Source organism: Rhizobium sp. BK379 (assembly GCF_014193955.1).
GTDB lineage: Bacteria > Pseudomonadota > Alphaproteobacteria > Rhizobiales > Rhizobiaceae > Rhizobium.
Genome location: NZ_JACIAD010000002.1, coordinates 158,556 through 180,933, shown reverse-complemented (window position 1 = coordinate 180,933; position 22,378 = coordinate 158,556). Strand labels below are relative to the sequence as shown.

The following is a 22,378-nucleotide window of genomic DNA, read 5'->3' as shown; positions in this document are numbered from 1 at the left end:
AAGTGCTTGATTATCTGTTTCATTAGGTAATCGAATCATGCCGCGGAGGGGTGCCATGACCGACGAAGCGCTTCTTGACCGCATGGCGCTACCGCGCCCCGATGTTACCGCTTCCGAGGCCGCGGATATCCTCCTTACTCATTACGGGCTTTCCGGCACGCTTTCGGAGCTCGGCAGCCAGCAGGATCGCAATTACCGGCTCGACACGGAAGACGGCCGCTATGTGCTGAAGATCTGCCATGCCGCCTACGAGACCCAGGAGCTCGAAGCGCAGAATGCGGCGCTCCATCATCTGCGCGCCAAGGCGGATGCGCCACGTGTTCCAAACGTGATGGCTTCCACCGAGGGCCACGAGATCGTCCCTGTCAGTGTGCGAGAACAGGATTACCAGGTCCGGCTGCTCGAATTTCTCGAAGGAGATGGCCTGACGCACCGCGCCTATCTGGCGCCGGCCTCGGTCGCGGCCCTCGGCGCGCTCTGCGCGAGGTTGGCGGCAGCACTTGCCGATTTCACCCATCCGGGACTGGACCGCAGCCTGCAATGGGATTTGCGCCGCGCCGGACCCGTGGCCGTGCAGTTGTTGTCCTCCATTAGCGACAGCGCCGCTCGTGACAGGATCGCGAAGACGATGGTCATGGCCGTGCGCCGCATCCAGCCACTTGCACCGTCGCTGCGGCTTCAGGCGGTTCATCATGACGTGACGGATGACAATGTCGTCAGCCGTCCCGATGCGCATGGGCGGCCTGTTCCCGATGGTGTGATCGACTTCGGCGACATCATTCGCGGCTGGCTGGTCGGCGACCTTGCCGTGACCTGTGCCTCTCTGCTGCATCAGGCAGATGGCGATCCCTTTCACATCCTGCCGGCGGTGAAGGCCTATCACGAGATTTACCCGTTGATCGAGGAAGAGCTGAAGGCACTCTGGCCGCTCATCGTGGCCCGCGCCGTCATCCTCGTCGCCAGCAGCGAACAGCAGATCTCGATCGATCCCGACAATGATTATGTCAGAGGAAATCTGGAGGGCGAACGGCACATCTTCGATACGGCAATGTCCGTGCCGTTCGAACTAATGGAAGCGGCCATCCTGAAAACAGCCGGTCTTCATATTGCCGATGTCGATACGGCAGACTGGCAGTCGCTTCTGCCGGAGATCGATCCCGCGTCCATTGCCTATGTCGATCTCGGCGTGCAGAGCCCGCATTTTTCCGACGGCAACTGGCTGGCGGCGGACATGGACTGGCGTCTGCTTGCGCGCGCAGCCGCCGAATCGGGAATCGCGGCAACCCGCTACGGTGAATATCGCCTGTCCCGCGCCGGCCTGCACCATGCAAAAGCCCAGGCAACCTATGCGCTGCATATGGATGTCTGCCTCGCAGCCGGCAGCGTCGTTGCCGCACCCTTTGCCGGTCGGATCACCTGGTACGACCAGCATCTCGTCCTCACCGGCGGGGACATGAAACTACATCTCGACGGCATCGACCTTTCCGTCGAGGATGGAAGCGAGATCGCCGCTGGTCAAACACTCGGTACGGTCTCCGGCGAGACGTCTTCGCTCGGCGGATTGCGCCTGCAGCTTTGCAGCATCGCCGGCTTCGAACCGCCACTCTTTGCCACGCCGGAACAAGCCGAAGCGTGGTCCGCCCTCTGCCCCTCGCCTTCAGTGCTGATTGGTCCGGGCGCCGATGCGCCAAAACCTGAAACATCGGCTCTTCTCGAACTGCGGCGGGCGCATTTCGCAAGTCCGCAGAAGAATTATTATGCGCATCCGCCACGGATCGAGCGCGGCTGGAAGGAGCATCTCTTCGATATCGAGGGACGCGCCTATCTCGACATGGTCAACAATGTCACGATCCTCGGCCATGGTCATCCACGCATGGCGGAAGCGATCAGCCAGCAATGGCTGATGCTGAACACCAACTCACGCTTCCACTATGCCGCTGTCGCGGAATTCTCCGAGAGCCTCGCATCGCTGGCGCCCGACGGGATGGATGCCGTGTTCCTCGTCAATAGCGGTTCGGAAGCCAATGATCTGGCGCTGCGGCTTGCCCGGGCGCATAGCGGCCAACGCAACATGCTATGCCTGCTGGAAGGTTACCACGGCTGGTCGATGGCAAGCGACGCGGTCTCCACCTCCATCGCAGACAATCCGCAAGCGCTGACGACAAGGCCGGACTGGGTTCATGCCGTCGTGTCGCCCAATACCTATCGCGGCCAGTTCCGCGGGCCGGAGTCGACTGTGGATTATCTCGGCACCGTGACGCCGGTGCTGGAGGCCATCGATGCCAAGAGCGAGGGACTGGCCGGCTTCATTGCCGAATCCGTATACGGCAATGCCGGCGGCATACCCCTGCCCGATGGCTATCTGACGGAAATCTATCGGCAGGTGCGCGAGCGCGGCGGGCTCTGCATCGCCGACGAGGTGCAGGTGGGCTATGGACGGCTCGGCCATTATTTCTGGGGCTTCGAGCAGCAAGGCGTCGTGCCCGATATCATCACCATCGCCAAGGGCATGGGCGACGGCCATCCGCTCGGCGCGGTCATCACGACGAAGGAGATTGCCGCTTCGCTGGAAAAGGAAGGCTATTTCTTCTCTTCGTCCGGCGGAAGCCCGGTCAGTTGCGTTGCCGGCATGACCGTTCTCGACGTCATGGCCGAGGAGCGGTTGCAGGACAATGCCCGGGAGGTAGGCGACCATCTGAAGGCACGGCTGGCGGCACTGATCGACAGTTACCCGATCGTGGGCGCAGTGCATGGCATGGGCCTCTATCTCGGCCTCGAATTCGTGCGCGACAGAGTGACGCTGGAGCCGGCGACCGAGGAGACGGCCGCGATCTGCGACCGGCTTCTGGAACTCGGCGTCATCATGCAGCCGACGGGCGATCACCTGAATGTGTTGAAGATCAAGCCGCCGCTCTGCCTGACCGAAGGAAGCGCCGATTTCTTCGCAAACATGCTGGAAAAGGTGCTTGCAGAAGGCTGGTAGGCGGGACGTTCGGCCGTTAACCAATTCGGTCTTTTCGAGGCTTTCCGATTTTTAACCAGATGTCCCATTGCCGGAATCAGACAGACTTCCTATGTCTGCCTCGGCGATGACGAGAGACCCTCGAACCGTCACACGGGTTGCACGAAAGCGTGATAGAATTCTTTCTAGAAACCGGGATGTGATGGAATGAAATTTTTCGGATCGTCGATATTTTGACACGTTTCGGAATATGTTTCTTATAGGCTATCGGCTATTTTCTACTAAGTTTGTAGACTATAAAGATGGCTTCAACGGGTCCCGGGCTCTTCCGGGATCATGCAAGTACAACGCCAACATAAGGATCGAGACATGATTGATATCGAAATTCTCGCAAGAGTCCTTGGGCGATCTGTGCTTGGCAATGACCGTCCGGGCGCGCTCTCCCGCCCGAACTGTCGAATGTGACGATCGTCCCCCTTTCAACGGTACCAGACAAGTCAATTCGCCATAGCCTGCGCATCCGCGCGGCAGGAGTTCTATGTAATGAAAAAAGAAGTTATCGAATATGCAGGCATCCCTGTTGGGATCGTTATTCCGGATGAAGACCGGCTGAAATTCATCGCCGTCAAATTCCATGTCCATGACCTCGACGAGCAGCATTTCAGCTCGCCCGCCGAGGTGAAGCTGGCCATTCACGATCTGATGACCCGCCGCCACCCGAAGCCCCTTCATGCCTGACGCAGAACGCGGCTTTAATACTATCAGAGGATTTCCGACCGGCCCGGCAAAACGGGCCGGTCTTGTTTTTGCCCATCTTGTTTTTTGAGGGCATTTGACTTCCTATCGGCGCGCTTCCCTCAAGACAGGAGCCGCGCTTGTCCGATCTTCTCAATCTCCTCACCGATATCGAAGGCGTCTCCGTCGGTCACGCAACCGACCTGCCGCTTGGCTCCGGTGTCACGACTATCATTTTCGATGAGCCGGCAGTTGCCTCCGGCAGCGTGCTTGGCGGCGCACCAGGCGGACGCGATACGGCGCTGCTCGATCCCTCCATGGTCGTCGATGCCGTCGACGCCTTCGTGCTGTCGGGCGGATCGGCCTTCGGTCTCGATGCGGCGGGCGGCGTTCAGGCGGCATTGCGCGAGATGGGGCGCGGATTCCAGGTCGGCCAGGTTCGTATCCCGATCGTACCGCAGGCGATCCTGATGGATCTGCTGAATGGCGGCGACAAGGGCTGGGGCATACATTCGCCTTACCGCGAAATAGGCTATGAGGCCGCGAGGGCCGCACGCAAGGGTGCGTTTGATCTCGGCACGGTTGGAGCCGGCACGGGTGCAACGACTGCTACCTTCAAGGGCGGCCTTGGCTCGGCAAGTGCAGTCAGCAGCACCGGGCATCGCATCGCGGCGATCGTTGCCGTCAACGCTGTGGGCACGGCGACTATCGGCGAAGGCCCGCATTTCTGGGCGGCTCCATTCGAGCAGAATAATGAATTCGGCGGGCTCGGCATGCCCACGGAAATCGATCATCGATTGCGGCTCAAAAGCGTGAAAACGACAGCCACGACGATCGGCGCGGTTGTCACCGACGCGTCGCTCATCAAGGCGGAAGCGCACCGGCTTTCCATTGCCGCCCATGACGGACTGGCCCGCGCGGTCTTGCCAGCCCACCTGCCACTCGACGGCGACACGATTTTTGCAGCCTCCACCGGCAAACAGAAGCGCAACGACATGGCAAGCCTGATGGAATTGTGCCATCTGGCGGGGATCGTGATGGCGCGGGCGATTGCGCGCGGGGTCTACGAAGCAACCGCGCTTCCGGTGCCGAGCGCGCTGCCTGCATGGCGCGACCGCTATGCGGCCGGGCGCTGATTGCCTACACTACAAGAAGAGAGCCTGACGGCGGAGAACGGGTAAATGCAGATTCGGGCGCTGATGTATTTCGACGAGCTGGTGCGAACCAACTCCATGCGTCAGGCGGCCGAAAACCTGAATGTCGCGCCGACGGCGATCAGCCGGCAGATCGAGAACCTGGAATATCATTTCGGTGCGCCGCTGGTGGAACGCAGCGCGCGTGGCGTGAAGCTGACGGCGGCAGGCGAGCTGCTGGCCGCCCGTGCCGGTCGTACGCTGCGCGAGCTCGACCATGTGCAGCAGCTGATCGAAGACCTGAAGGGGCTGCAGCGCGGGCGCGTCAACATTTACGCGAACGGCGCGACCGTTGCCAATCTGCTTGCGCCGGCGCTGGCAGAATTCAGCCTGAAATATCCCAAGCTGCGTTTTGCCGTGACGATCACTAGCGCACGGGCCGCAGTCGAAGCGGTCAACAGCGCCGAGGCCGATATTGCGGTTACCCTGTTTGCGCCGCCAATGTCGGGCGCCAAGGTGCGGCTGCGTTCGGAGATTACCTACGATCTTATCACAGCGCCAAGCCACCCTGCAGCATCACGCCCGGATATTCCGCTCAAGGAGCTCGCCGACTACGCGCTGGCACTGCCCGATCAATCCTTCGGTTTCCGCCAGGCTTTCGACGCGCTCTTCGAGAAGGAAGGGCTGAGCCTCGATCCGGTGTTCGTGACGAGTTCGCTGGAGATGCTGAAGGAACTGGTTCTGAGCGGCGCAGCCGTGACGCTGCTGCCGGCACTGACCGTTCGCCGCGAGATCGAGGCCGGCCAGCTTTCAGCCATTCCGCTTGCCGGTAAGACCGGCATTCGCACTCATGTGGATCTCTGTGTGGCGCCTGACCGGCAGCTTTCCTTTGCTGCAACGAAACTTCTCGATTTCATCGAACGCTTCATGCGTGAGCGGTCGAACAGCAAGGCCGGCCATAAAGAGTAAGGCCCGCGGGCTTGCATCAGATCAGAAATTACTGTGTAGCTTTTTTGGCTACACCGAGCACACAAAATCGTCGTTGTGTGTGCACCCTCGTAGTGCCACTCTACTCACAAAAGGGATCTGCCAAGCAGCGGAGCCAGACAGGGGAACAGGATGATCAAGGTTTCGCTCGCGCCGTCAGCGCGTCTCATGCGGCGTCTTTCCATGGGTGCCGCGCTTTCAGCCGGCATCATGATGCTGGCGCTGACACCCGCCGAAGCCGCCAAAACAACGCTCAATCTCGGCATGAGCGTCGAGCCTGCTGGACTCGACCCGACGATTGCCGCGCCTGTCGCCATCGGCCAGGTGACCTGGCAAAACATCTTCGAAGGGCTGGTCAGCATCGACGAGACCGGCAAGGTGCAGCCGCAGCTCGCCAAGAGCTGGGACATTTCCCCCGATGGCCTGACCTATACGTTCAAGCTGCAGAGCGGTGTCAAATTCCACGACGGCGAGGCCTTCGATTCCACCGCCGCCAAATTCGCCCTCGACCGCGCCCGCGGCAAGGATTCGGTCAATCCGCAGAAGCGCTTCTTCGTCTCGATCGCCTCTATCGAAACGCCCGATGCCGAAACGCTGGTGCTGCATCTTTCCAGCCCGACCGGCAGCCTGATCTACTGGCTCGGCTGGCCGGCCTCGATCATGGTCGGTCCGAAGTCTGCGGCCGACGACAAGACCACGCCTGTCGGCACCGGGCCGTTCAAATTCTCCACCTGGGCCAAGGGCGACCACGTGGAACTCATCAAGAATGCCGACTACTGGAACAAGGATGGCGCGGCCAAGCTCGAGAAGGTGACCTTCCGCTTCATCAACGATCCTCAGGCACAGGCGGCGGCACTGAAATCCGGCGATCTCGACGCCTTTCCGGAATTTGCCGCACCGGAGCTGATGAGCTCCTTCGATGGCGACGCGCGTCTTGCGACCAAGGTCGGCAATACCGAGCTCAAGGTCGTTGCCGGCATGAACAATGCGCGCAAGCCGTTCGACGACAAGCGCGTACGCCAGGCGCTGATGATGGCGGTCGACCGCCAGACTGTCATCGATGGTGCCTGGTCCGGTCTCGGTACGGCGATCGGTAGTCATTATACGCCGAACGATCCGGGCTATCAGGATATGACCGGCGTACTGCCCTATAATGTCGAGAAGGCGAAGGCGCTGCTAACCGAGGCCGGCTATCCCAACGGCTTCACTTTCACGATCAAATCGCCGCAGATGGCCTACGCCCCGCGCAGCGCACAGGTCATGCAGGCGATGTTGGCCGAGATCGGTGTGACTGTTAATATCGAGCCCACCGAATTTCCGGCGAAATGGGTGAAGGATGTCATGACCAGCCGTGACTACGACATGACCATCGTCGCCCATGCCGAACCGATGGACATCGATATCTATTCGCGCGATCCCTATTACTTCAATTACAAGAATCCGGCCTTCAATGACCTGATGAAGAAGGTGCAGGAGACGGCCGATCCATCGGAACAGGCTAAGATCTATGGCGAAGCCCAGAAGATCCTCGCCGAGGACGTGCCGGCGCTCTATCTCTTCGTCATGCCCAAGCTCGGTGTCTGGGACAAGAAGCTGAAGGGCCTGTGGGAGAACGAGCCGATCCCCTCCAACGTTCTCAGCAATGTTTCCTGGGACGAATAAACTGCTGATGCGGGCGGCGGACAGGGTGTTGAAGACGATATGATCGCACTGCTTTCCCGCCGCCTCGCCGGTCTCGCCATTACTCTTCTCATCGTGTCCCTGGTGATCTTCGCCGTCATGGACCTGCTGCCCGGAGATCCCGCGTCGATCATGCTCGGCACGTCGGCCAGTCCCGAAACACTGGCGGCACTGCGCCACGAACTCGGACTCGACCAGCCACTGCTCATTCGCTATGGCCAATGGCTCACCGGCGTCTTCTCCGGCGATCTCGGGCAATCCTATACCTATGGCGTACCTGTCGCCGGACTGATCGTCGCGCGGCTGGCGGTGACGCTACCGCTTGCGATGATCGCCATCGTTCTCTCAGTGGTAATCGCATTGCCGCTCGGCGTGCTGGCGGCCGCACGACGCGGCGGGATCGTCGATGCGATCGCCACCGTCTTCTCGCAGATCAGCATCGCCGTGCCGGCCTTCTGGGTGGCGCTGCTGCTTATCATCCTGTTTTCCTCCACGCTCGGTCTGATGCCGGCAGGTGGTTTTCCCGGGTGGGATGCCGGACTTCTGCCGGCATTGCAGGCCTTGTTGATGCCCGCTGTCGCACTCGCCCTGCCGCAAGCCGGCGTGCTGACCCGCGTGGCGCGCTCCGCCGTGCTCGACACCATGCATGAGGATTTCGCGCGCACTGCGGTCGCCAAGGGGCTGTCGCGCAGGACGGTGCTGTGGCGGCATATCGTGCCGAATGCGCTGGTGCCGATCCTGACCATTCTCGGACTGCAATTCACCTTTCTCGTTGCCGGCGCGGTTCTGGTCGAAAACGTCTTCAATCTGCCGGGTCTCGGACGGCTTGCCTTTCAAGCCTTGTCGCAGCGCGACATCATCGTGATGCAGGATGTCGTGCTGTTCTTCGCGGGCCTCGTCATCGTCATGAACTTCATCGTCGATCTCTCCTACCTGGCGATCGACCCGCGCATGCGAAAGGCGGCATGATGGCTCCCATCGTCTCCTCCGCCGTCTTTCCACGGCGCCGAAGCTTCCGGCTTAGCCGGCGAAAGAACCTCATCACCGGAACCATCGTCATCGGGCTCCTGGCTGCCATTGCCCTGCTGTCGCTCTTCTGGACGCCGCTGCCGCCGGCCAAGATGCAGATCATTCACAAGCTGCAGCCGCCGCTTGCCTTCGGCCTGCTCGGCACGGACCAGTTCGGCCGTGACGTAGTTTCCATGCTGATGGTCGGGTGCTGGAATTCGCTGTCGATCGCCGTCAGCGCGGTCGCCATCGGCGGCACATTCGGTTCCATTGCGGGGATTTCCGCGGCTGCCATCCGCGGCCCCTACGAGGCGCTTTTGATGCGCGCCTGCGACGTTATCTTCGCACTGCCCCCGATCCTGTCCGCGATGCTCCTCGGTGCCTTCCTCGGGCCAGGGCGCTTTACGGCGATCACGGCCATTGCCGTCTTCATGGTGCCGGTCTTTGCGCGCGTAACGCTCGCGACCTCGCTGCAGGCCTGGAGCCGCGATTATGTGCTGGCGGCACAGGCGATCGGCAACAGCCGTTTCACGATCTCGGTGCGGCACGTGCTACCGAACATCATGAGCCAGATCATCGTGCATGCAGCGATCCAGCTCGGTCTCGCGATCCTGACGGAAGCCGGCCTCTCGTTCCTTGGTCTCGGCATGGCGCTGCCGGCTCCGACCTGGGGACGCATGCTGGCAGACGCCCAAACATTCCTTTCGCTTGCTCCGTGGCTGGCGATCCTGCCCGGTCTTGCCATCGCGCTCACCGTCTTCGGCTTCAACATGCTGGGTGATGGGTTGCGCGATCTGCTCGACCCGCGCGAAGCGAGCCGCTGATGTCCTCCTGAGACAAACCGCCCGAAAGACCAGACCATGCCAGATACCAATTTCACCATCCGCGAGCTCAGGCGGCGCTTCAGCGATAGAACCCTCTCGCCGCTCGAATACTGGCTTGCGCTCGAAAGGCATATCGATGCCTGGGAGCCGTCGATCGCAGCGCTTTATCTCTACGATCCGCAAGCGGCGCGCGAGCAGGCAAAGGCATCGGGCGAGCGCTGGATGAAAGGTGAAACGCTCGGCCCGCTCGACGGCATTCCGGTTACGCTCAAGGAATTGATCGCCACCAGGGGACAACCGGTGCCGCTCGGCACGAAGGCGGTCGAGCTGAAGCCAGCGGAAGCGGATGCGCCGGCGGCGGCGCGGCTGCGGGAGGACGGCGCTGTTATCTTTGCCAAGACCACCTGCCCCGACTATGGCATGCTTTCGTCGGGTCTTTCGAGCTTCCATCATCTGAGCCGAAACCCTTGGAATATCTCACAGAACCCCGGCGGCTCCAGCGCCGGCGCTTCCGCAGCGGCTGCTGCCGGCTACGGGCCATTGCATATCGGCACCGATATTGGCGGTTCGGTGCGGCTGCCGGCCGGTTGGACGGGCGTGTTCGGCTTCAAACCGAGCCATGGGCGCATTCCGGTCGATCCCTATTATGTCGGCCGCTGCGCGGGACCGATGACCCGGACGGTGGAGGATGCCGCCTATTCGATGGCGACGCTTTCGCGCCCCGACTGGCGCGACGGCACCAGCCTGCCGCCGAATGATTTCGACTGGATGGATCTTGCCATCGATCTCACCGGCATGCGGATCGGGCTGATGCTCGATGCCGGCTGCGGTCTTGCCGTCGATGACGATGTGAGGACATCGGTCGAAGAAGCGGCCAGGCTTTTCGAGAAAGCCGGGGCGACGATTGTTCCTGTCGGACCGGTGCTGACACGCGCCATGCTGGATGGGCTCGACACTTTCTGGCGCTCTCGTTTCTGGGGCGACATTGCCGGGCTCAGCGAAGAGCGCCGCGAGAGTATTCTCCCCTATATCCATGAATGGGCGAAGGGCGGTGCCGATGTCAGCGGTGTCGATGCCGTGAAGGGCTTCAACCAGACGATCGAGATGCGCAAGACCTGCGGGCGCCTGTTCACCGAGGTCGATGCGGTGCTCTCTCCCACCAATCCGATCGTCTCCTATCCGGCCGAATGGGCTTCGCCGACCAATGATCCGAAACAGCCCTTCGAGCATATCGCCTTCACCGTGCCGTGGAACATGTCGGAACAGCCGGCATCCTCGATCAATTGCGGCTTTTCTGCATCGGGCGTGCCGATCGGGCTGCAGATCATCGGGCCGCGCTTCGATGACATGCGGGTGCTGAAACTCTCGAAAGCATTCGAAGATTGGACGGGTGGCGTCAAGGACTGGCCGAAGCCGCCGGTGGCCTGAAGGCAATCTCAGAACGGGCGGCGATAGCCTGTCGGCTGCTCGTAGAGCCAGCCGATGCGCTTGACAGCCGCCTCGAAATTCTCGCGCGCAACAGTCATCGTGTGGCCGTTGGCATGAATGATGGTTTCGGGATCTTCGAAAACCGCAACATGCCCTTTCCAGAAGACCAGATCGCCGCGGCGCACTTCCGAGCGCTCGATCGGCTCGCCAAGGCCTGCCGCCTGCATGTCGGTATCGCGCGGCGCGCTTCTGCCGGCCATCTGTAGGGCAAGCTGGACGAGACCGGAGCAATCGATGCCAAGGCCGGAGCGTCCGCCCCAGAGATAGGGCGTTTCCAGGAAGCGGGCGGCGATATCGACATAGTCCTGGCCATCCAGCGTTCCAAGCGGCTGGAGATGCTTGGAGAAGATCGCGGTGCCATCGTCAAGCACCAGATAATAATTGCCGCGCGCTTCCGCTTGACCGGCAATGTGGACTCGGCTGCCCATCGACAGCACTGTCTTATACGGTTTGCGCAATTCCGGTTCCTGATAAAGGAAAGTGCGCTGCGGAACGACGATGTGAGTCGGGGCGTTGGCTGCCTCTGCAACTGCGCTTGCTGGCAGGTAACCGACATAGCCATCAGATGTAGCCTTGACCCAGCACCAGCCGTCAGCGCGATCGAATATCGTGACATCCTCGCCATAGAGCAGTTCCGTATCGATGCCGCGGGCAAGGTCCGGTTCGGGGCGCAGGGCGATGACCGGGACACAGACGTGGGCCGGCGTGCCGCTCACAAAGCGCGCCGCTTCGACCTTGCCCTCAAGGCCGGCTTCCGCAAGATCCGGGCGATAGGCATGGAGGCGGCGGTCGAGCATCGTCATGACATTCCTTTCAGGGTGGCCTTTTGAGCTGCCTTTCAGACCGGAAGCTTGCGGCCCTGCTCGCGCACGAGGTCGCCGAGCTTTTCGAGATAGAGCGCCCCGCCAACGGTGCGCTTGATGATGACGTTGCGCCGGTCGGCATCGTCGCGGACGCGATCGACAAGGCCCATGTCCCCCATCGTATCCAGCGCACGGGTGATGACCGGTTTCGTCACGTCCAGCGTCGCGGCCAGTCCGCGCACGGTATGTGGTGGCGGCACGAGATAGATATGCAGCAGGATCGCCATCTGACGCAACGTCAAATCTCTGTCGTCGTGACGGACCTGGTTGAGCGCCACGCCATGCCAGAGGCCAAGCGCCTGCGAGGCGGTCAGTTCAATCGGCACGGCCCCTCCGGAAATCGTTACGCTAACGTTTCATTTTCCGGCACTTACAGCGTGCAAGCAAGAGGCGGCACAGAATGCCGCCTCGCAAGGTGAATAAAATTTTAACGATCGGATCAGCGATGGCCTTGGCGGCTCAGCGCATGCTGCGACGGATATGATGATAGAGCGCGCGGATAGCCTGCGCCTCGCCGCCTCCAGGCGAGTGCGGGCGCTCGTTCGGCGCCCAGCCGTAGATATCGAAATGCGCCCAGCTCTTCGCCTTGCTGACAAAGCGCTTGAGGAAAAGCGCGGCGGTGATGGCGCCCGCCATGCCCCCCGCCGGAGCATTGGTGATATCGGCGAATTTGGTGCGGATATCCTTCTCGTAGCCGGCATAAAGCGGCAGCCGCCAGAGCGGATCGTCCGTCTCGAGGCTTGCTTCCATCAGGTCGTGGGCAAGATTCGCATCATCCGTGAAGAAGGGCGGCAGATCGGGGCCGAGAGCGACGCGGGCAGCGCCTGTCAGGGTCGCCATATCGATCAGCAGATCGGGTTCTTCCTCGTCGGCATAGGCGAGCGCATCGGCCAGGATCAGGCGACCTTCGGCATCGGTGTTGTCGATCTGGACCGTCAGCCCCTTGCGGCTCTTGTAGATGTCGCCGGGACGGAAGGCATTGGACGAGATGGAATTCTCGACGACCGGGATGATGACACGCAGGTCCACCTTCAGCTTGGCATCCATGATCATGAGCGCCAGGCCCATGACATTTGCCGCGCCGCCCATGTCCTTCTTCATCAGCAGCATGGAGGAAGCCGGCTTGATGTCGAGGCCACCCGTGTCGAAGCAGACGCCCTTGCCGACCAGCGTGACCTTGCGGTGTCCCTTCTTGCCCCAGCGCAGTTCCAAGAGGCGCGGCGCATCGGCACTGGCGCGACCGACCGTGTGCACGAGCGGGAAGTTTTCCTTGAGCAGATCGTCGCCAATGATAACCGACATCTCTGCCTTGTAGTGGGCAGCGAGATCGCGGAAAGCCGCTTCGAGCTGTTCCGGTCCCATGTCGTTGGTCGGCGTATTGATGAGGTCGCGAGCGAGGAAAACGCCGGCGAGCTGGCGCTTGATCTCATTGCCGTCGGCATCGCGCGGGATCATCAGCGTCGCCGCCGGGATTTTTTCAGACTTGTAGCGGTCGAAACGGTAGCTGCCGAGGCCGAAGCCGAGCGCCAGGCGATTGGCTGTCAGCGGAGCCGTTTCGATGTGCCAGTCGCCGGCCGGAAGTGCGCGGGCAAGCCTGCCCGTGATGTAAGGCTGCTCAGACGGATTGGTGCCAAGGCCGAAGAGCGCACCGCCGAGGTGACCGTCGGCTGTCGGGATCAGAAGCAGCGAACCGCTTTCCGCCTTGTAGCCGGCTTTGCGTGCCCAATCGAGGGCGATCGGATCGATTGTCGCGGTCTCGATATGAGCGGGCGTCACCGCAAAGATCGGTAGCGTCGACCCACCCTTGGTGTTGAAAGGCGTCGGTCTTTCGGTGAACTGGAAGGGGGCCATGTTTGTCCTTAGAGGCGGGGGGCAGAATCACTTCTTAACGGTCTGTTAGGGTTAACAGACTATTGCTGGAGCGAAGATTGCGTCAAAACCTTTCCCTGTTCCGTTTTGAGGTCCGGCGCCGATTTCATTCAGGAACGCGCAATGTCCGTCTCGGCCTCTACTCCTCTTAAAAAGCGTGTTTTTCAAGGAGCCGCCGCTGCTCTCGTCATGCTCGCGCTGGCCGGCTGCTCGACAACGGCAAAGGACCGGATGACGACCGGTTCCATCCCCAAACTCGACAAGCCGGTCGAGCAGATGGACACCAACGAATTGCGGGCCGCCACCAACCGCGTCGGCCAGGCCTATGAGAAGAACCCGCGCGATCCGGTCAATGGCGTAAACTATGCCAACCTGCTGCGGATGAGCGGACGCGACGCGCAAGCGCTCGCCGTCATGCAGCAGGTCGCGATCGCCAATCCCGGTGATCGCAACGTGCTGGCAGCCTATGGCAAGGCGCAGGCGGCCACAGGGCAGCTTCAGCAGGCGCTCGATACCATCGGCAGGGCACAGACGCCCGACCGTCCTGACTGGCGGCTGATCTCGGCGGAAGGCGCGATCCTCGATCAGATGGGCAAGCCGAACGACGCACGCCAGCGCTATCGTGATGCGCTCGACATCCAGCCGAACGAACCTTCGATCCTTTCCAATCTCGGCATGTCTTATCTTCTGACAGGCGATTTGCGCACGGCGGAAACCTATCTGCGCTCGGCTGCTGGCCAGCCCTCGGCCGATAGCCGCGTGCGCCAGAACCTCGCTCTCGTCGTAGGCCTGCAGGGCCGCTTTCCCGAGGCCGAGCAGATCGCGCGGCGCGAACTCTCGCCGCAGCAGGCCGATGCGAATGTCGCCTATCTGCGCGGCATGCTTTCCCAGCAGAATTCCTGGCAGAAGCTCGCGGCGAAGGACTCCACACCTGCCGCCAGCAATACCAACTAAGTCATCTGCTGCTCAATCCAGACAGGATAAGACGCAGGCCGAGACCCGCCATGACCGCGCCCGCGGCCCTGTCGATCCAGGCCTTGGCAGCAAGATAGATTTTGCGCGGCTGCTGGGCCGAAAAGGCGAGCGCAACGATCGCATACCATCCCGCTTCGACCAGGAAGACGCCAATCGGCAGTGCCAGCAAAAGCTCCACCGGCACCGTCTTGGGCAGCAGCGCCGCGAAGATACTGGCGTAGACCACGATCGTTTTGGGATTGCTCAACTGCGTCAGCATCGCTGCCGTGAAACTGCGCGCCGGCGTGCTTTTACCGGCAATGTCGCCTGAAAGCGCCAGCGGTTCGCTGGCGCCTTTCCAGATCGCGACAGCAATATAGATCAGATAGGCGCCGCCCGCGATCTTGAGAACGAGGTAGAGCCACTCGAATTGCGAGAGCAGCGCTGTCAAGCCGGCGAGGGCAAGGATGGCGAAGGTCACGCCGCCGATGCCCATGCCGAGTGCAGCGGCAAGCCCATCAAAGCGGGAACGCGAAATGGCGATGCGCGATACGACGACGAAACTCGGGCCGGGGCTCATGGCGCCGATCATCAAAGCGCTGATGATGCTGATAAAGATGCCCAGAGAGGACATGGCAAAACTCCATTCTCACACAGTTCCGGATGTGACACCGCCATGCAATTTTGCTGGAAATGCCCACGCGATCAAGGGCCGCTCGGAAAAACGGATGAGACGCTCCGCTTGCCGATGATCGCCGTTTGTTGTCTCTCTTGGGAAAAGCGGGGTTTCCGGATCTCTTAATCAGAACCGATCGGCGACCTGGATGCCGGCAGGGCCAAGGATGACGGCGATCAGCACCGGCAGGAAGAAGAGGATCATCGGAACGGTCAGCTTAGGCGGCAGGGCAGCAGCCTTCTTTTCCGCCTCGTTCATGCGTTCGTCGCGACCCTCCTGGGCAAGGACGCGCAGCGCTGTCGCAACGGGCGTGCCGTAACGGTCGGCCTGAATGAGCGCCTGGGTGACGGAGCGGACCAGATCGATCTGGGTGCGGGTCGCGAGATTCTCGAGGGCGACGCGGCGATCCGGCAGGAAGGAGAGCTCAGCAGTTGTCAGCACCATTTCTTCGGCGAGCGGCGGTGACTGTTCGCCGAGTTCTTCGGAGACCCGGCGCATGGCTGCCTCGATGGAAATACCCGATTCCACACAGATCAGCATCATGTCCAGCGCATCCGGCCAGGCGCGCTTGATGGATTGCTGACGCTTGCCCATACGGTTGGAGATATAGATGTTCGGCGCATAGAAGCCGATATAGGCGATGCCGATGACGATGAAGATCCGGATCGGCAGGCCCTTGTCGGCAAGATTGCCGAGACCGAACATCCAGAATGCGGCAACCGCCAGAAAAAGAAACGGCAGAAGAAAGCGCGCGACAAGGAAAGTGTTCAGCGCATTTTCCGAACGCAGACCAGCCGCGCGCAGCTTGTTCATCGTGTTGTCGTCGACAAGCGCTTTGCGCAGATTGAACCGCTCGACAATTTGACGGACGGATCGATTGTTCTGGTTTCTGAGCGTCGCCTTACTGCCAGTGTCGGCATTCATACGGGCGCGCTCGCGGGCGCGGATCTGCTCACGCTCGGTCGAGACGGCCTTCATGCGCTTGTTGAGATCGCCACGCTCGAAAAAGGGAACGGCAAGCGTGTAGAAGGTCGCGAAGACAGCGATGGCGACGAGAACCGCCACGATCATGGCGGGATCGGTCAACGTTGCGGCAAGTTCCTGCGACATGTGCCTTGCTCCCGCTAGATATCGAAATTGATCATGTTGCGCATCACGAAGATACCGATCGACATCCAGACCGCCGAAAAGCCCATGATGAAGTGGCCGCGCGGATCGGTGAACAAGAGCATCATGTATTGCGGCGACGTGAGGTAAACGAGCAGGGCAACGATAAAAGGCAGGGCGCCGATGATGCAGGCCGATGCCTTGGCTTCCATCGACAGCGCCTTGACCTTGGCCTTCATCTTCTTGCGGTCACGCAGCACCTTTGAAAGGTTGCCGATCGCTTCCGACAGGTTGCCGCCAGCCTGCGACTGGATCGCGATGACGATCGCGAAGAAATTGACTTCCTGCAACGGCATCTGATTGGTCATGCGGGCGCAGGCTTCGGGCACGCTGAGGCCGACCTGCTGCGATTCGACGATACGGCGGAATTCGCCCTTGACCGGCTCGACCCCATCGGTCGCAACGAGGCGGATCGCGTCGTTCAGCGGCAGGCCGGAGCGGATGGAGCGGACGATAACGTCGAGCGCATTCGGAAATTCATCAAGGAACTTGTTCTGGCGGCGCGAAATGAGGAAGCCCAGCACCCAGCGCGGCAAACCAAGCCCTGCGGCTACGGGGATACCGAGCATCACCGGTGTCGATGCGCCGGCAATGAAGAGCAAGGCCAGCAGCACAAAGGCGAAGAACGCGCTGAAGAGATAGAAACGGGTTGGCGTGATCGGCAATCCCGCCTGCACCAGGCGGGATTTCAGCGACAGCGTTTTCTTGGTCTTCTCGTGCTGCCGTTTTTCGAGATCCTTCAGGCTGTCCTGTACCGATTTGCGGCGTTTCGACAGTTCCTGCACCCGGTCGCGGGCAGCCTTGACCTTGGTGCGATCGACTTCGGCCGATTTGACGCGGTTGATGCGACTTGCCGATTTCTTGTCGCTCTCGATACGCGAGAACAATACGGCATAGCTGACCGCCGCTGCCGCAACGGCTGCAAGAACGATAATTGCCAGCACTGTCGGATCGATGCCGAACATCTCAATCCTTCGATTTCAGTTCCATCTCGTCGAGCGCGGCGGCGAGGCGTTTTTCTTCGTTGTAGTAGCGGGCGCGATCCCAGAAATGCGGCTTGCCGATACCAGTCGACATATGGCGGCCAATCAGACGGCCGCTCGCGTCCTCGCCTTCGATCTCGTAACGCATCAGATCCTGAGTGATGATGACGTCACCTTCCATACCGATCACCTCGGTGATCTGGGTGATGCGACGCGAGCCGTCACGAAGGCGCTGCGCCTGGATGATGACATCGATCGAGGAAGAAATGATTTCGCGCACGGTCTTTGCCGGCAGGGTGAAGCCACCCATGGCGATCATCGATTCCATACGGCTCAGGCATTCGCGCGGGTTGTTGGCGTGGATCGTGCCCATCGAGCCGTCATGGCCGGTGTTCATGGCCTGCAGGAGGTCGAAAACCTCGGGTCCGCGGACTTCGCCGACGATGATGCGTTCGGGACGCATACGCAGGCAGTTCTTGACGAGGTCGCGCATGGTAATCTCGCCCTCGCCTTCGATGTTCGGCGGGCGGGTTTCCAGACGCACCACATGCGGCTGCTGGAGCTGCAGTTCGGCCGTATCTTCGCAGGTAATGACACGCTCATCGCGGTCGATATAGTTCGTCAGGCAGTTCAGAAGCGTGGTTTTGCCCGAGCCCGTTCCACCCGAGATGATGACGTTGCAGCGGACGCGGCCGATGATCTGAAGCACTGTCGCGCCCTCAGGCGTGATGGCGCCAAAGCGCACCAGCTGATCGAGCGTCAGCTTGTCCTTCTTGAACTTACGGATAGTGAGTGCCGGGCCATCGATCGACAGCGGCGGCGCGATGACGTTGACGCGCGAGCCGTCGGGCAGGCGCGCGTCGCAGATCGGGCTCGATTCATCGACACGGCGGCCGACCTGGCTGACGATGCGCTGGCAGATCGAAAGAAGCTGCGAATTGTCGCGGAAGCGGATTTCGGATTCGATGGTCTTGCCGCCGACTTCGATGAAGGTCTGGCCGGCACCATTGACCATGATATCGGCAATGTCGTCGCGCGCCAGCAGCGGCTCGAGCGGACCGTAACCAAGCACGTCGTTGCAGATATCCTCGAGCAGTTCTTCCTGCTCGGAGATCGACATGGCGAAATTCTTGATGGTGATGATATCGTTGACAATATCGCGGATTTCCTCACGCGCGCTTTCGCCATCCAGTTTGGAGAGCTGCGAGAGGTCGATCGTATCGATCAGCGCGGAAAAGACCTGCGCCTTGGTATCGTAATATTCGTCCGTCCGGGCGGGCCGCTTGCGCTGCGGCGTCTGTATCGGCGGCGGCGCCACCTGCTGGCGGACAGGTTCGCGCGACGGCTCGACGAGCACCGCGGGACCGGATGGCGCTGCCGGGGCGGCAGCCGGCATCGGCGGCGGAGGAGCGGCGATACCGCCGGCACCGGCCTTTCCGAAACCTTCATTTCCGCGTTTTCCGAACATTGATCCGATCCAATTCTACTCGTTCACTTGCGCTTCAGAAGGCCGAGCAGGCCGCCCTTCCTGGATTTCTTGATCGCCACGCGACCCGTGACGATGTGCGAGATCTGCGAAAAGGTCTCTGATGTCGGCGACTTCGGGTCGACCTCGGAAATCATCCGGCCGCTGTTGGCGGCGTTACCGAAAAGACCGATATCGAAGGGAATGATGGCGATCGGTTCGACTTCCAGCGGCTCGCAGAAATCTGAAATCGAAATTTCCGGCCGCTTTGGCATGCCGACCTGATTGAGAATGAGATGCGGCACCTTGTCGTTCGGGCGCATCTTGCGGAGCGCATCAAGCATGTTCTTCGTGTTGCGAAGGTTGGCGAGGTCGGGAACGGCGCAAATGACGACCTCATCGGCGCTCGACAGGACCGAACGGGTCCAGTCCGACCAGGCATGAGGAACATCGAGCACCGTCACCGGCGCACTGCGCTGCAGCACATCCATGACCGGCTGGAAGGCCTGGCCATCGAAATCATAGGCGCGATCGAGAAGCGAAGGGGCAGCCAAAAGCGAGAGATGCTCCGAGCACTTGGTCAGCAGGCGGTCAAGGAAAACCTCGTCAAGCCGTTCCGGCGCAAAGACAGCCTCGGCAATGCCCTGGGCCGGATCCTGATCGAAATCGATGTTCGCCGTGCCATAAGGCAGGTCGAGATCGGCCAGGATCGTTTCGGTCGAGAACAGGTTCGAGATCCCGAAGGCGCAATTATGCGCAATGGTCGATGCGCCGACCCCGCCCTTCGCGCCAATAAAGGCGATGGAGCGGCCAAGCGGCTCGGCTTCCGGATCGACGAAGATCGTCGCCATTGCGGCCATGATATCCGGCATGGCGACAGGCTGGACCATATATTCGGAAATGCCGTTGCGGATCAGATCGCGGTAAAGACCGATATCGTTGTAGTAGCCGACGATGATGACCTTGGTGGAGGGATCGCAGACGGCGGCAAGTGGCGCGAGCTCGGCAAGCAGGCCCGCAGGATTCGCCCTGGTTTCAAGGATGATCAGGTTCGGGGTCGGTGCGCTGGAAAACATGTTCGCAGCCGCCGCCGTTCCGCCGCTGGTAATGCGCAGACTGACTTTCGACATGCGACGGTCATTGGCGCAACGCTCCATCACCCGCTGCAATCCCTCGCTTTCGCAGAAGGCGTGAACGGAGATGCGCGGCAGCGGCCGCATATTTTCCAGTTCGCCCATGCGCATAGCCTCTTCGGCATGTCGGAGCTCGCTGGTATTCTTGATTTCGTAGTCGACGGTGCTCATCGTTTCATCCCGCCTGATCAGAAACCGGTCTGGCCGGAATCGACATCATCGATCGTGGTCGTGGTCGTCCGGTATTCCTGGATCGCCTGATTGCGCCGCTCGGCATCGATCGGAGTCATGCCGCGCGGAGCGACAAAATCTTCCGGATTGGCGACCTGAGCGGCGAGGTTGTTCTGCGAGGCACAGCCGAAATTGTAGTAATTCTGGTTCGTGAAGTCTGCCGAGATATCCCTCGGCCACTGACCGCACTGGGTCGTTACCGCCGTCATACCGGTGAAGCTCAAGCGTATCGGCGCAGCGTCGCGGAGACCGGTTGCTGCATAGGACGTATTGATGATCTTGTTGCTGGCAATGCCACGCGAAGCAAGTTCGGCACGAACCTGGCTGCGCAGGGCGCGAGCCGCGCCTGCATTGGCTGATCCCTCCGGAGACAGGATATAGACCGGGCCGGAAGCGCGCGACGCGTAATTTTGCGCGAAGCCGCGAATCAACTCGCGCTGTGCAATCGTCAGGCGGCGATCGCTGGAGGCAACGGGAATATCGACCGTTTGTTCGGCTTCCGTTACGACGATCGGGTGGCGCTCCCGGTAATCATCAGGAATGCCTCCGGTCGTGAGCTGGTCACGCGGACCGGCGCAGCCGGAAAGAATTGCAACGGCGAGTGATGCAGCCACAAGCAGAGGCCTCGTCGTGCGGAAATGTATCGCGCTGCAATGGGCCATCGCCTGATCTCTATTCGTTTTCATCGGTTCAGACCCTGCCCCGCTCATTTGTAGATAAATCCGATGGAACCGTGGAACTGCGCATCGGCAACCGGCGCCTGGGAGCTGCCGTAAACTTTGTTGACGCGGTTCATGAAGAAGGCGGATGCGTCATCCGGCGGGCTGAAATTGTCATCCGGCCGATTGAGCTGATTGCGTGCCACCGGGCGCACCAGGTAGGGCGTCGCGATGATGACGAGTTCCGTTTCCTGACGTTCAACCCCCTTCTGGCGGAAGAGCGTGCCGAGAAGCGGGATCTTCGATGCGCCGGGAGTGCCGTTCATCGTCTGAGAGATGTTGTCGCGGATGAGGCCGGCTAGTGCGATCGAACCGCCCGAGGGGAGTTCGACCGAGGTCTCTGCCGAGCGGCGCTGATAGGTGGGCGCGGTCCCTGATACCGACGGCGCCGGCTCCGAGACATTGGTCTTGATCTGCAGGCTGATGCGGCCCGACGAGAGGACCACCGGTTTGAAAGCCAGATTGATACCGTAGTTATAGGGAACGACCGTGACGTTGCCCTGGTTGTCCGTCGTCGAATAAAGAACCTGACCGCCTGAATTGAAGGTCGCGGCCTGACCAGAGATCGCGGTCAAAGTGGGTTCGGCCAGCGTGCGGACGACCTTGCCCTGTTCCAGCGCGTTCAGATAGGTCGAAATATCGTACTTGCCGATCGAGTTCTTGAAGAGTGCCGCAAGGCCACCACCGACGACGGATGTGGCCGTATCCGCCGAGGGACTACCAAGCTGGGCGACCGTCATGCCCGAGGAGTTGGTAACGAGATTGTCGAAACCGAGTTGCTTCAGGATTTCGCGACGAACCTCGGCGATCGTGACCTTGAGCGTGACCTGGTCTTCACCCTGGATCTGCAAGAGGTTGACCACCTGTGAGACCTGGCGGTTTTCGGCAAAGAGTGCAACTGCACTGTCGCCGCCGGTACCTGACGCCGTTTCCGTGCGCGTCGTAGCTTCACCGCCCTTCAGGAACGCTTCAGCGAGCGATGCTGCCTGAGTTGCATCCTGTGGCGTGCGAACGGTACCCGTCAGCACGATATTGTCAGAAACGATCTCGACCTTGATGGCGGAGTCGGGAATGAAGCGGCGCAGATTGACCTCAAGCCCGGATACGTCGCGCTCGATCTCGATATCGAGGCTGACAACCTCCTCGCCGCTGGCGCCGAAAACGAAGATGTTGGTCTGCCCGACCTTCTTGCCGAATAGGTAGATGCGCCGCGACGTACGGGTTACGGCATCGGCCATGCTGGGATCGGAAACGAGAATGTCATGGGCGTCTTCCGGCAGGTCGACCACCAGCGCCTTGTTGAGGCCGAGCTTCAGACGGCGATGCGCGCCGGGACCGCCTTGGGAAATGCGGATGAGGCTTTCGGAACCGGCATTGGCCTGCTTCACTTCGAAAGGCGCATGAAAGGAAAACGGCATAACGCCCGTCGCCGCCATTGCCAGAGAAAGGCAGCCGGTCAGGAAAAGCCTGGTGCGCTGTTTTGAGTTGCCCATCTGCATTT

Annotated in this window: 19 protein-coding genes; 9 read left to right on the top strand and 10 right to left on the bottom strand. The window is 60.9% G+C overall.

Translation table 11 applies throughout. The features are described from left to right. Positions 1–55 precede the first annotated feature (55 nt). The 8 genes from FHT93_RS11860 to FHT93_RS11825 all read left to right on the top strand — a co-directional run bounded on the left by FHT93_RS11860 (position 56) and on the right by FHT93_RS11825 (position 10,757). Complete coding sequence (locus FHT93_RS11860; protein ID WP_183847720.1) at positions 56–2,983, top strand: aminotransferase; 2,928 nt, start codon at positions 56–58, stop codon at positions 2,981–2,983. Between the two features lie 522 nt (positions 2,984–3,505). Continuing rightward, entirely contained in the window at positions 3,506–3,700 is a 195-nt protein-coding gene (locus tag FHT93_RS11855; RefSeq protein ID WP_007813230.1) for a hypothetical protein, read from the top strand. A gap of 137 nt (positions 3,701–3,837) precedes the next feature. Beyond that, positions 3,838–4,833: a P1 family peptidase gene (locus FHT93_RS11850; protein WP_183847718.1), complete on the top strand. Its 996-nt coding sequence runs from the start codon at positions 3,838–3,840 to the stop codon at positions 4,831–4,833. Between the two features lie 45 nt (positions 4,834–4,878). Beyond that, on the top strand, positions 4,879–5,799 hold the full coding sequence (locus FHT93_RS11845; protein ID WP_183847716.1) for a LysR family transcriptional regulator: 921 nt from the start codon (positions 4,879–4,881) through the stop codon (positions 5,797–5,799). Positions 5,800–5,949: 150 nt separating this feature from the next. Then, positions 5,950–7,479 (top strand): ABC transporter substrate-binding protein, encoded by a 1,530-nt coding sequence (locus FHT93_RS11840; protein WP_183847714.1) that lies wholly within the window; start codon positions 5,950–5,952, stop codon positions 7,477–7,479. Positions 7,480–7,518: 39 nt separating this feature from the next. Then, on the top strand, positions 7,519–8,466 hold the full coding sequence (locus FHT93_RS11835) for an ABC transporter permease (protein ID WP_183847712.1): 948 nt from the start codon (positions 7,519–7,521) through the stop codon (positions 8,464–8,466). After that, positions 8,466–9,329: an ABC transporter permease gene (locus tag FHT93_RS11830; protein ID WP_183848382.1), complete on the top strand. Its 864-nt coding sequence runs from the start codon at positions 8,466–8,468 to the stop codon at positions 9,327–9,329. The genes FHT93_RS11835 and FHT93_RS11830 overlap by 1 nt, the downstream gene beginning before the upstream one ends. A 36-nt stretch (positions 9,330–9,365) precedes the next feature. Further along, complete coding sequence (locus FHT93_RS11825; RefSeq protein ID WP_183847710.1) at positions 9,366–10,757, top strand: amidase; 1,392 nt, start codon at positions 9,366–9,368, stop codon at positions 10,755–10,757. A gap of 8 nt (positions 10,758–10,765) precedes the next feature. Here FHT93_RS11825 and FHT93_RS11820 read toward each other — a convergent pair whose 3' ends face one another. The 3 genes from FHT93_RS11820 to FHT93_RS11810 form a co-directional block, all read right to left on the bottom strand. Beyond that, entirely contained in the window at positions 10,766–11,620 is an 855-nt protein-coding gene (locus FHT93_RS11820; protein WP_113016243.1) for an NlpC/P60 family protein, read from the bottom strand. A 35-nt stretch (positions 11,621–11,655) separates the two neighbouring features. Continuing rightward, complete coding sequence (locus tag FHT93_RS11815; protein ID WP_112542763.1) at positions 11,656–12,006, bottom strand: MarR family winged helix-turn-helix transcriptional regulator; 351 nt, start codon at positions 12,004–12,006, stop codon at positions 11,656–11,658. Between the two features lie 133 nt (positions 12,007–12,139). Further along, positions 12,140–13,531: a M17 family metallopeptidase gene (locus FHT93_RS11810; protein ID WP_183847708.1), complete on the bottom strand. Its 1,392-nt coding sequence runs from the start codon at positions 13,529–13,531 to the stop codon at positions 12,140–12,142. Positions 13,532–13,672: 141 nt separating this feature from the next. Here FHT93_RS11810 and FHT93_RS11805 point away from each other — a divergent pair, with 141 nt between their 5' ends. Then, a complete protein-coding gene (locus FHT93_RS11805) occupies positions 13,673–14,503 on the top strand; it encodes a tetratricopeptide repeat protein (RefSeq protein WP_113016259.1) in 831 nt (276 codons plus the stop codon). 1 nt (position 14,504) lies between these two features. Here the strand turns inward: FHT93_RS11805 and FHT93_RS11800 are convergent, their stop codons facing one another. The 7 genes from FHT93_RS11800 to FHT93_RS11770 all read right to left on the bottom strand — a co-directional run bounded on the left by FHT93_RS11800 (position 14,505) and on the right by FHT93_RS11770 (position 22,370). Further along, complete coding sequence (locus FHT93_RS11800; RefSeq protein WP_183847706.1) at positions 14,505–15,137, bottom strand: LysE family translocator; 633 nt, start codon at positions 15,135–15,137, stop codon at positions 14,505–14,507. A 168-nt stretch (positions 15,138–15,305) separates the two neighbouring features. Then, positions 15,306–16,289: a type II secretion system F family protein gene (locus FHT93_RS11795; protein WP_112542767.1), complete on the bottom strand. Its 984-nt coding sequence runs from the start codon at positions 16,287–16,289 to the stop codon at positions 15,306–15,308. Between the two features lie 14 nt (positions 16,290–16,303). Next, entirely contained in the window at positions 16,304–17,311 is a 1,008-nt protein-coding gene (locus tag FHT93_RS11790; RefSeq protein ID WP_113016241.1) for a type II secretion system F family protein, read from the bottom strand. A gap of 1 nt (position 17,312) precedes the next feature. Next, on the bottom strand, positions 17,313–18,797 hold the full coding sequence (locus tag FHT93_RS11785) for a CpaF family protein (protein ID WP_112542769.1): 1,485 nt from the start codon (positions 18,795–18,797) through the stop codon (positions 17,313–17,315). A 23-nt stretch (positions 18,798–18,820) separates the two neighbouring features. Further along, entirely contained in the window at positions 18,821–20,098 is a 1,278-nt protein-coding gene (locus tag FHT93_RS11780; protein WP_018114937.1) for a CpaE family protein, read from the bottom strand. Positions 20,099–20,115: 17 nt separating this feature from the next. Continuing rightward, positions 20,116–20,868: a CpaD family pilus assembly protein gene (locus tag FHT93_RS11775; protein WP_112970138.1), complete on the bottom strand. Its 753-nt coding sequence runs from the start codon at positions 20,866–20,868 to the stop codon at positions 20,116–20,118. Continuing rightward, positions 20,865–22,370 carry a type II and III secretion system protein family protein gene (locus tag FHT93_RS11770; protein ID WP_113016240.1) on the bottom strand — a complete coding sequence of 502 codons (1,506 nt, stop codon included), beginning with the start codon at positions 22,368–22,370 and terminating at the stop codon, positions 20,865–20,867. Before FHT93_RS11770 ends, FHT93_RS11775 begins: the two co-directional genes overlap by 4 nt. Positions 22,371–22,378 lie beyond the last annotated feature (8 nt).

What these genes read in the sequence shown, in the direction of transcription:
- FHT93_RS11860 (WP_183847720.1), top strand. Translation starts at nt 56, where the DNA reads ATGACCGACGAAGCGCTTCTTGACCGCATGGCGCTACCGCGCCCCGAT.
- FHT93_RS11855 (WP_007813230.1), top strand. Translation starts at nt 3,506, where the DNA reads ATGAAAAAAGAAGTTATCGAATATGCAGGCATCCCTGTTGGGATCGTT.
- FHT93_RS11845 (WP_183847716.1), top strand. Translation starts at nt 4,879, where the DNA reads ATGCAGATTCGGGCGCTGATGTATTTCGACGAGCTGGTGCGAACCAAC.
- FHT93_RS11840 (WP_183847714.1), top strand. Translation starts at nt 5,950, where the DNA reads ATGATCAAGGTTTCGCTCGCGCCGTCAGCGCGTCTCATGCGGCGTCTT.
- FHT93_RS11835 (WP_183847712.1), top strand. Translation starts at nt 7,519, where the DNA reads ATGATCGCACTGCTTTCCCGCCGCCTCGCCGGTCTCGCCATTACTCTT.
- FHT93_RS11830 (WP_183848382.1), top strand. Translation starts at nt 8,466, where the DNA reads ATGGCTCCCATCGTCTCCTCCGCCGTCTTTCCACGGCGCCGAAGCTTC.
- FHT93_RS11825 (WP_183847710.1), top strand. Translation starts at nt 9,366, where the DNA reads ATGCCAGATACCAATTTCACCATCCGCGAGCTCAGGCGGCGCTTCAGC.
- FHT93_RS11820 (WP_113016243.1), bottom strand. Translation starts at nt 11,620, where the DNA reads ATGACGATGCTCGACCGCCGCCTCCATGCCTATCGCCCGGATCTTGCG.
- FHT93_RS11810 (WP_183847708.1), bottom strand. Translation starts at nt 13,531, where the DNA reads ATGGCCCCCTTCCAGTTCACCGAAAGACCGACGCCTTTCAACACCAAG.
- FHT93_RS11805 (WP_113016259.1), top strand. Translation starts at nt 13,673, where the DNA reads ATGTCCGTCTCGGCCTCTACTCCTCTTAAAAAGCGTGTTTTTCAAGGA.
- FHT93_RS11800 (WP_183847706.1), bottom strand. Translation starts at nt 15,137, where the DNA reads ATGTCCTCTCTGGGCATCTTTATCAGCATCATCAGCGCTTTGATGATC.
- FHT93_RS11795 (WP_112542767.1), bottom strand. Translation starts at nt 16,289, where the DNA reads ATGTCGCAGGAACTTGCCGCAACGTTGACCGATCCCGCCATGATCGTG.
- FHT93_RS11790 (WP_113016241.1), bottom strand. Translation starts at nt 17,311, where the DNA reads ATGTTCGGCATCGATCCGACAGTGCTGGCAATTATCGTTCTTGCAGCC.
- FHT93_RS11785 (WP_112542769.1), bottom strand. Translation starts at nt 18,797, where the DNA reads ATGTTCGGAAAACGCGGAAATGAAGGTTTCGGAAAGGCCGGTGCCGGC.
- FHT93_RS11780 (WP_018114937.1), bottom strand. Translation starts at nt 20,098, where the DNA reads ATGAGCACCGTCGACTACGAAATCAAGAATACCAGCGAGCTCCGACAT.
- FHT93_RS11775 (WP_112970138.1), bottom strand. Translation starts at nt 20,868, where the DNA reads ATGAGCGGGGCAGGGTCTGAACCGATGAAAACGAATAGAGATCAGGCG.
- FHT93_RS11770 (WP_113016240.1), bottom strand. Translation starts at nt 22,370, where the DNA reads ATGGGCAACTCAAAACAGCGCACCAGGCTTTTCCTGACCGGCTGCCTT.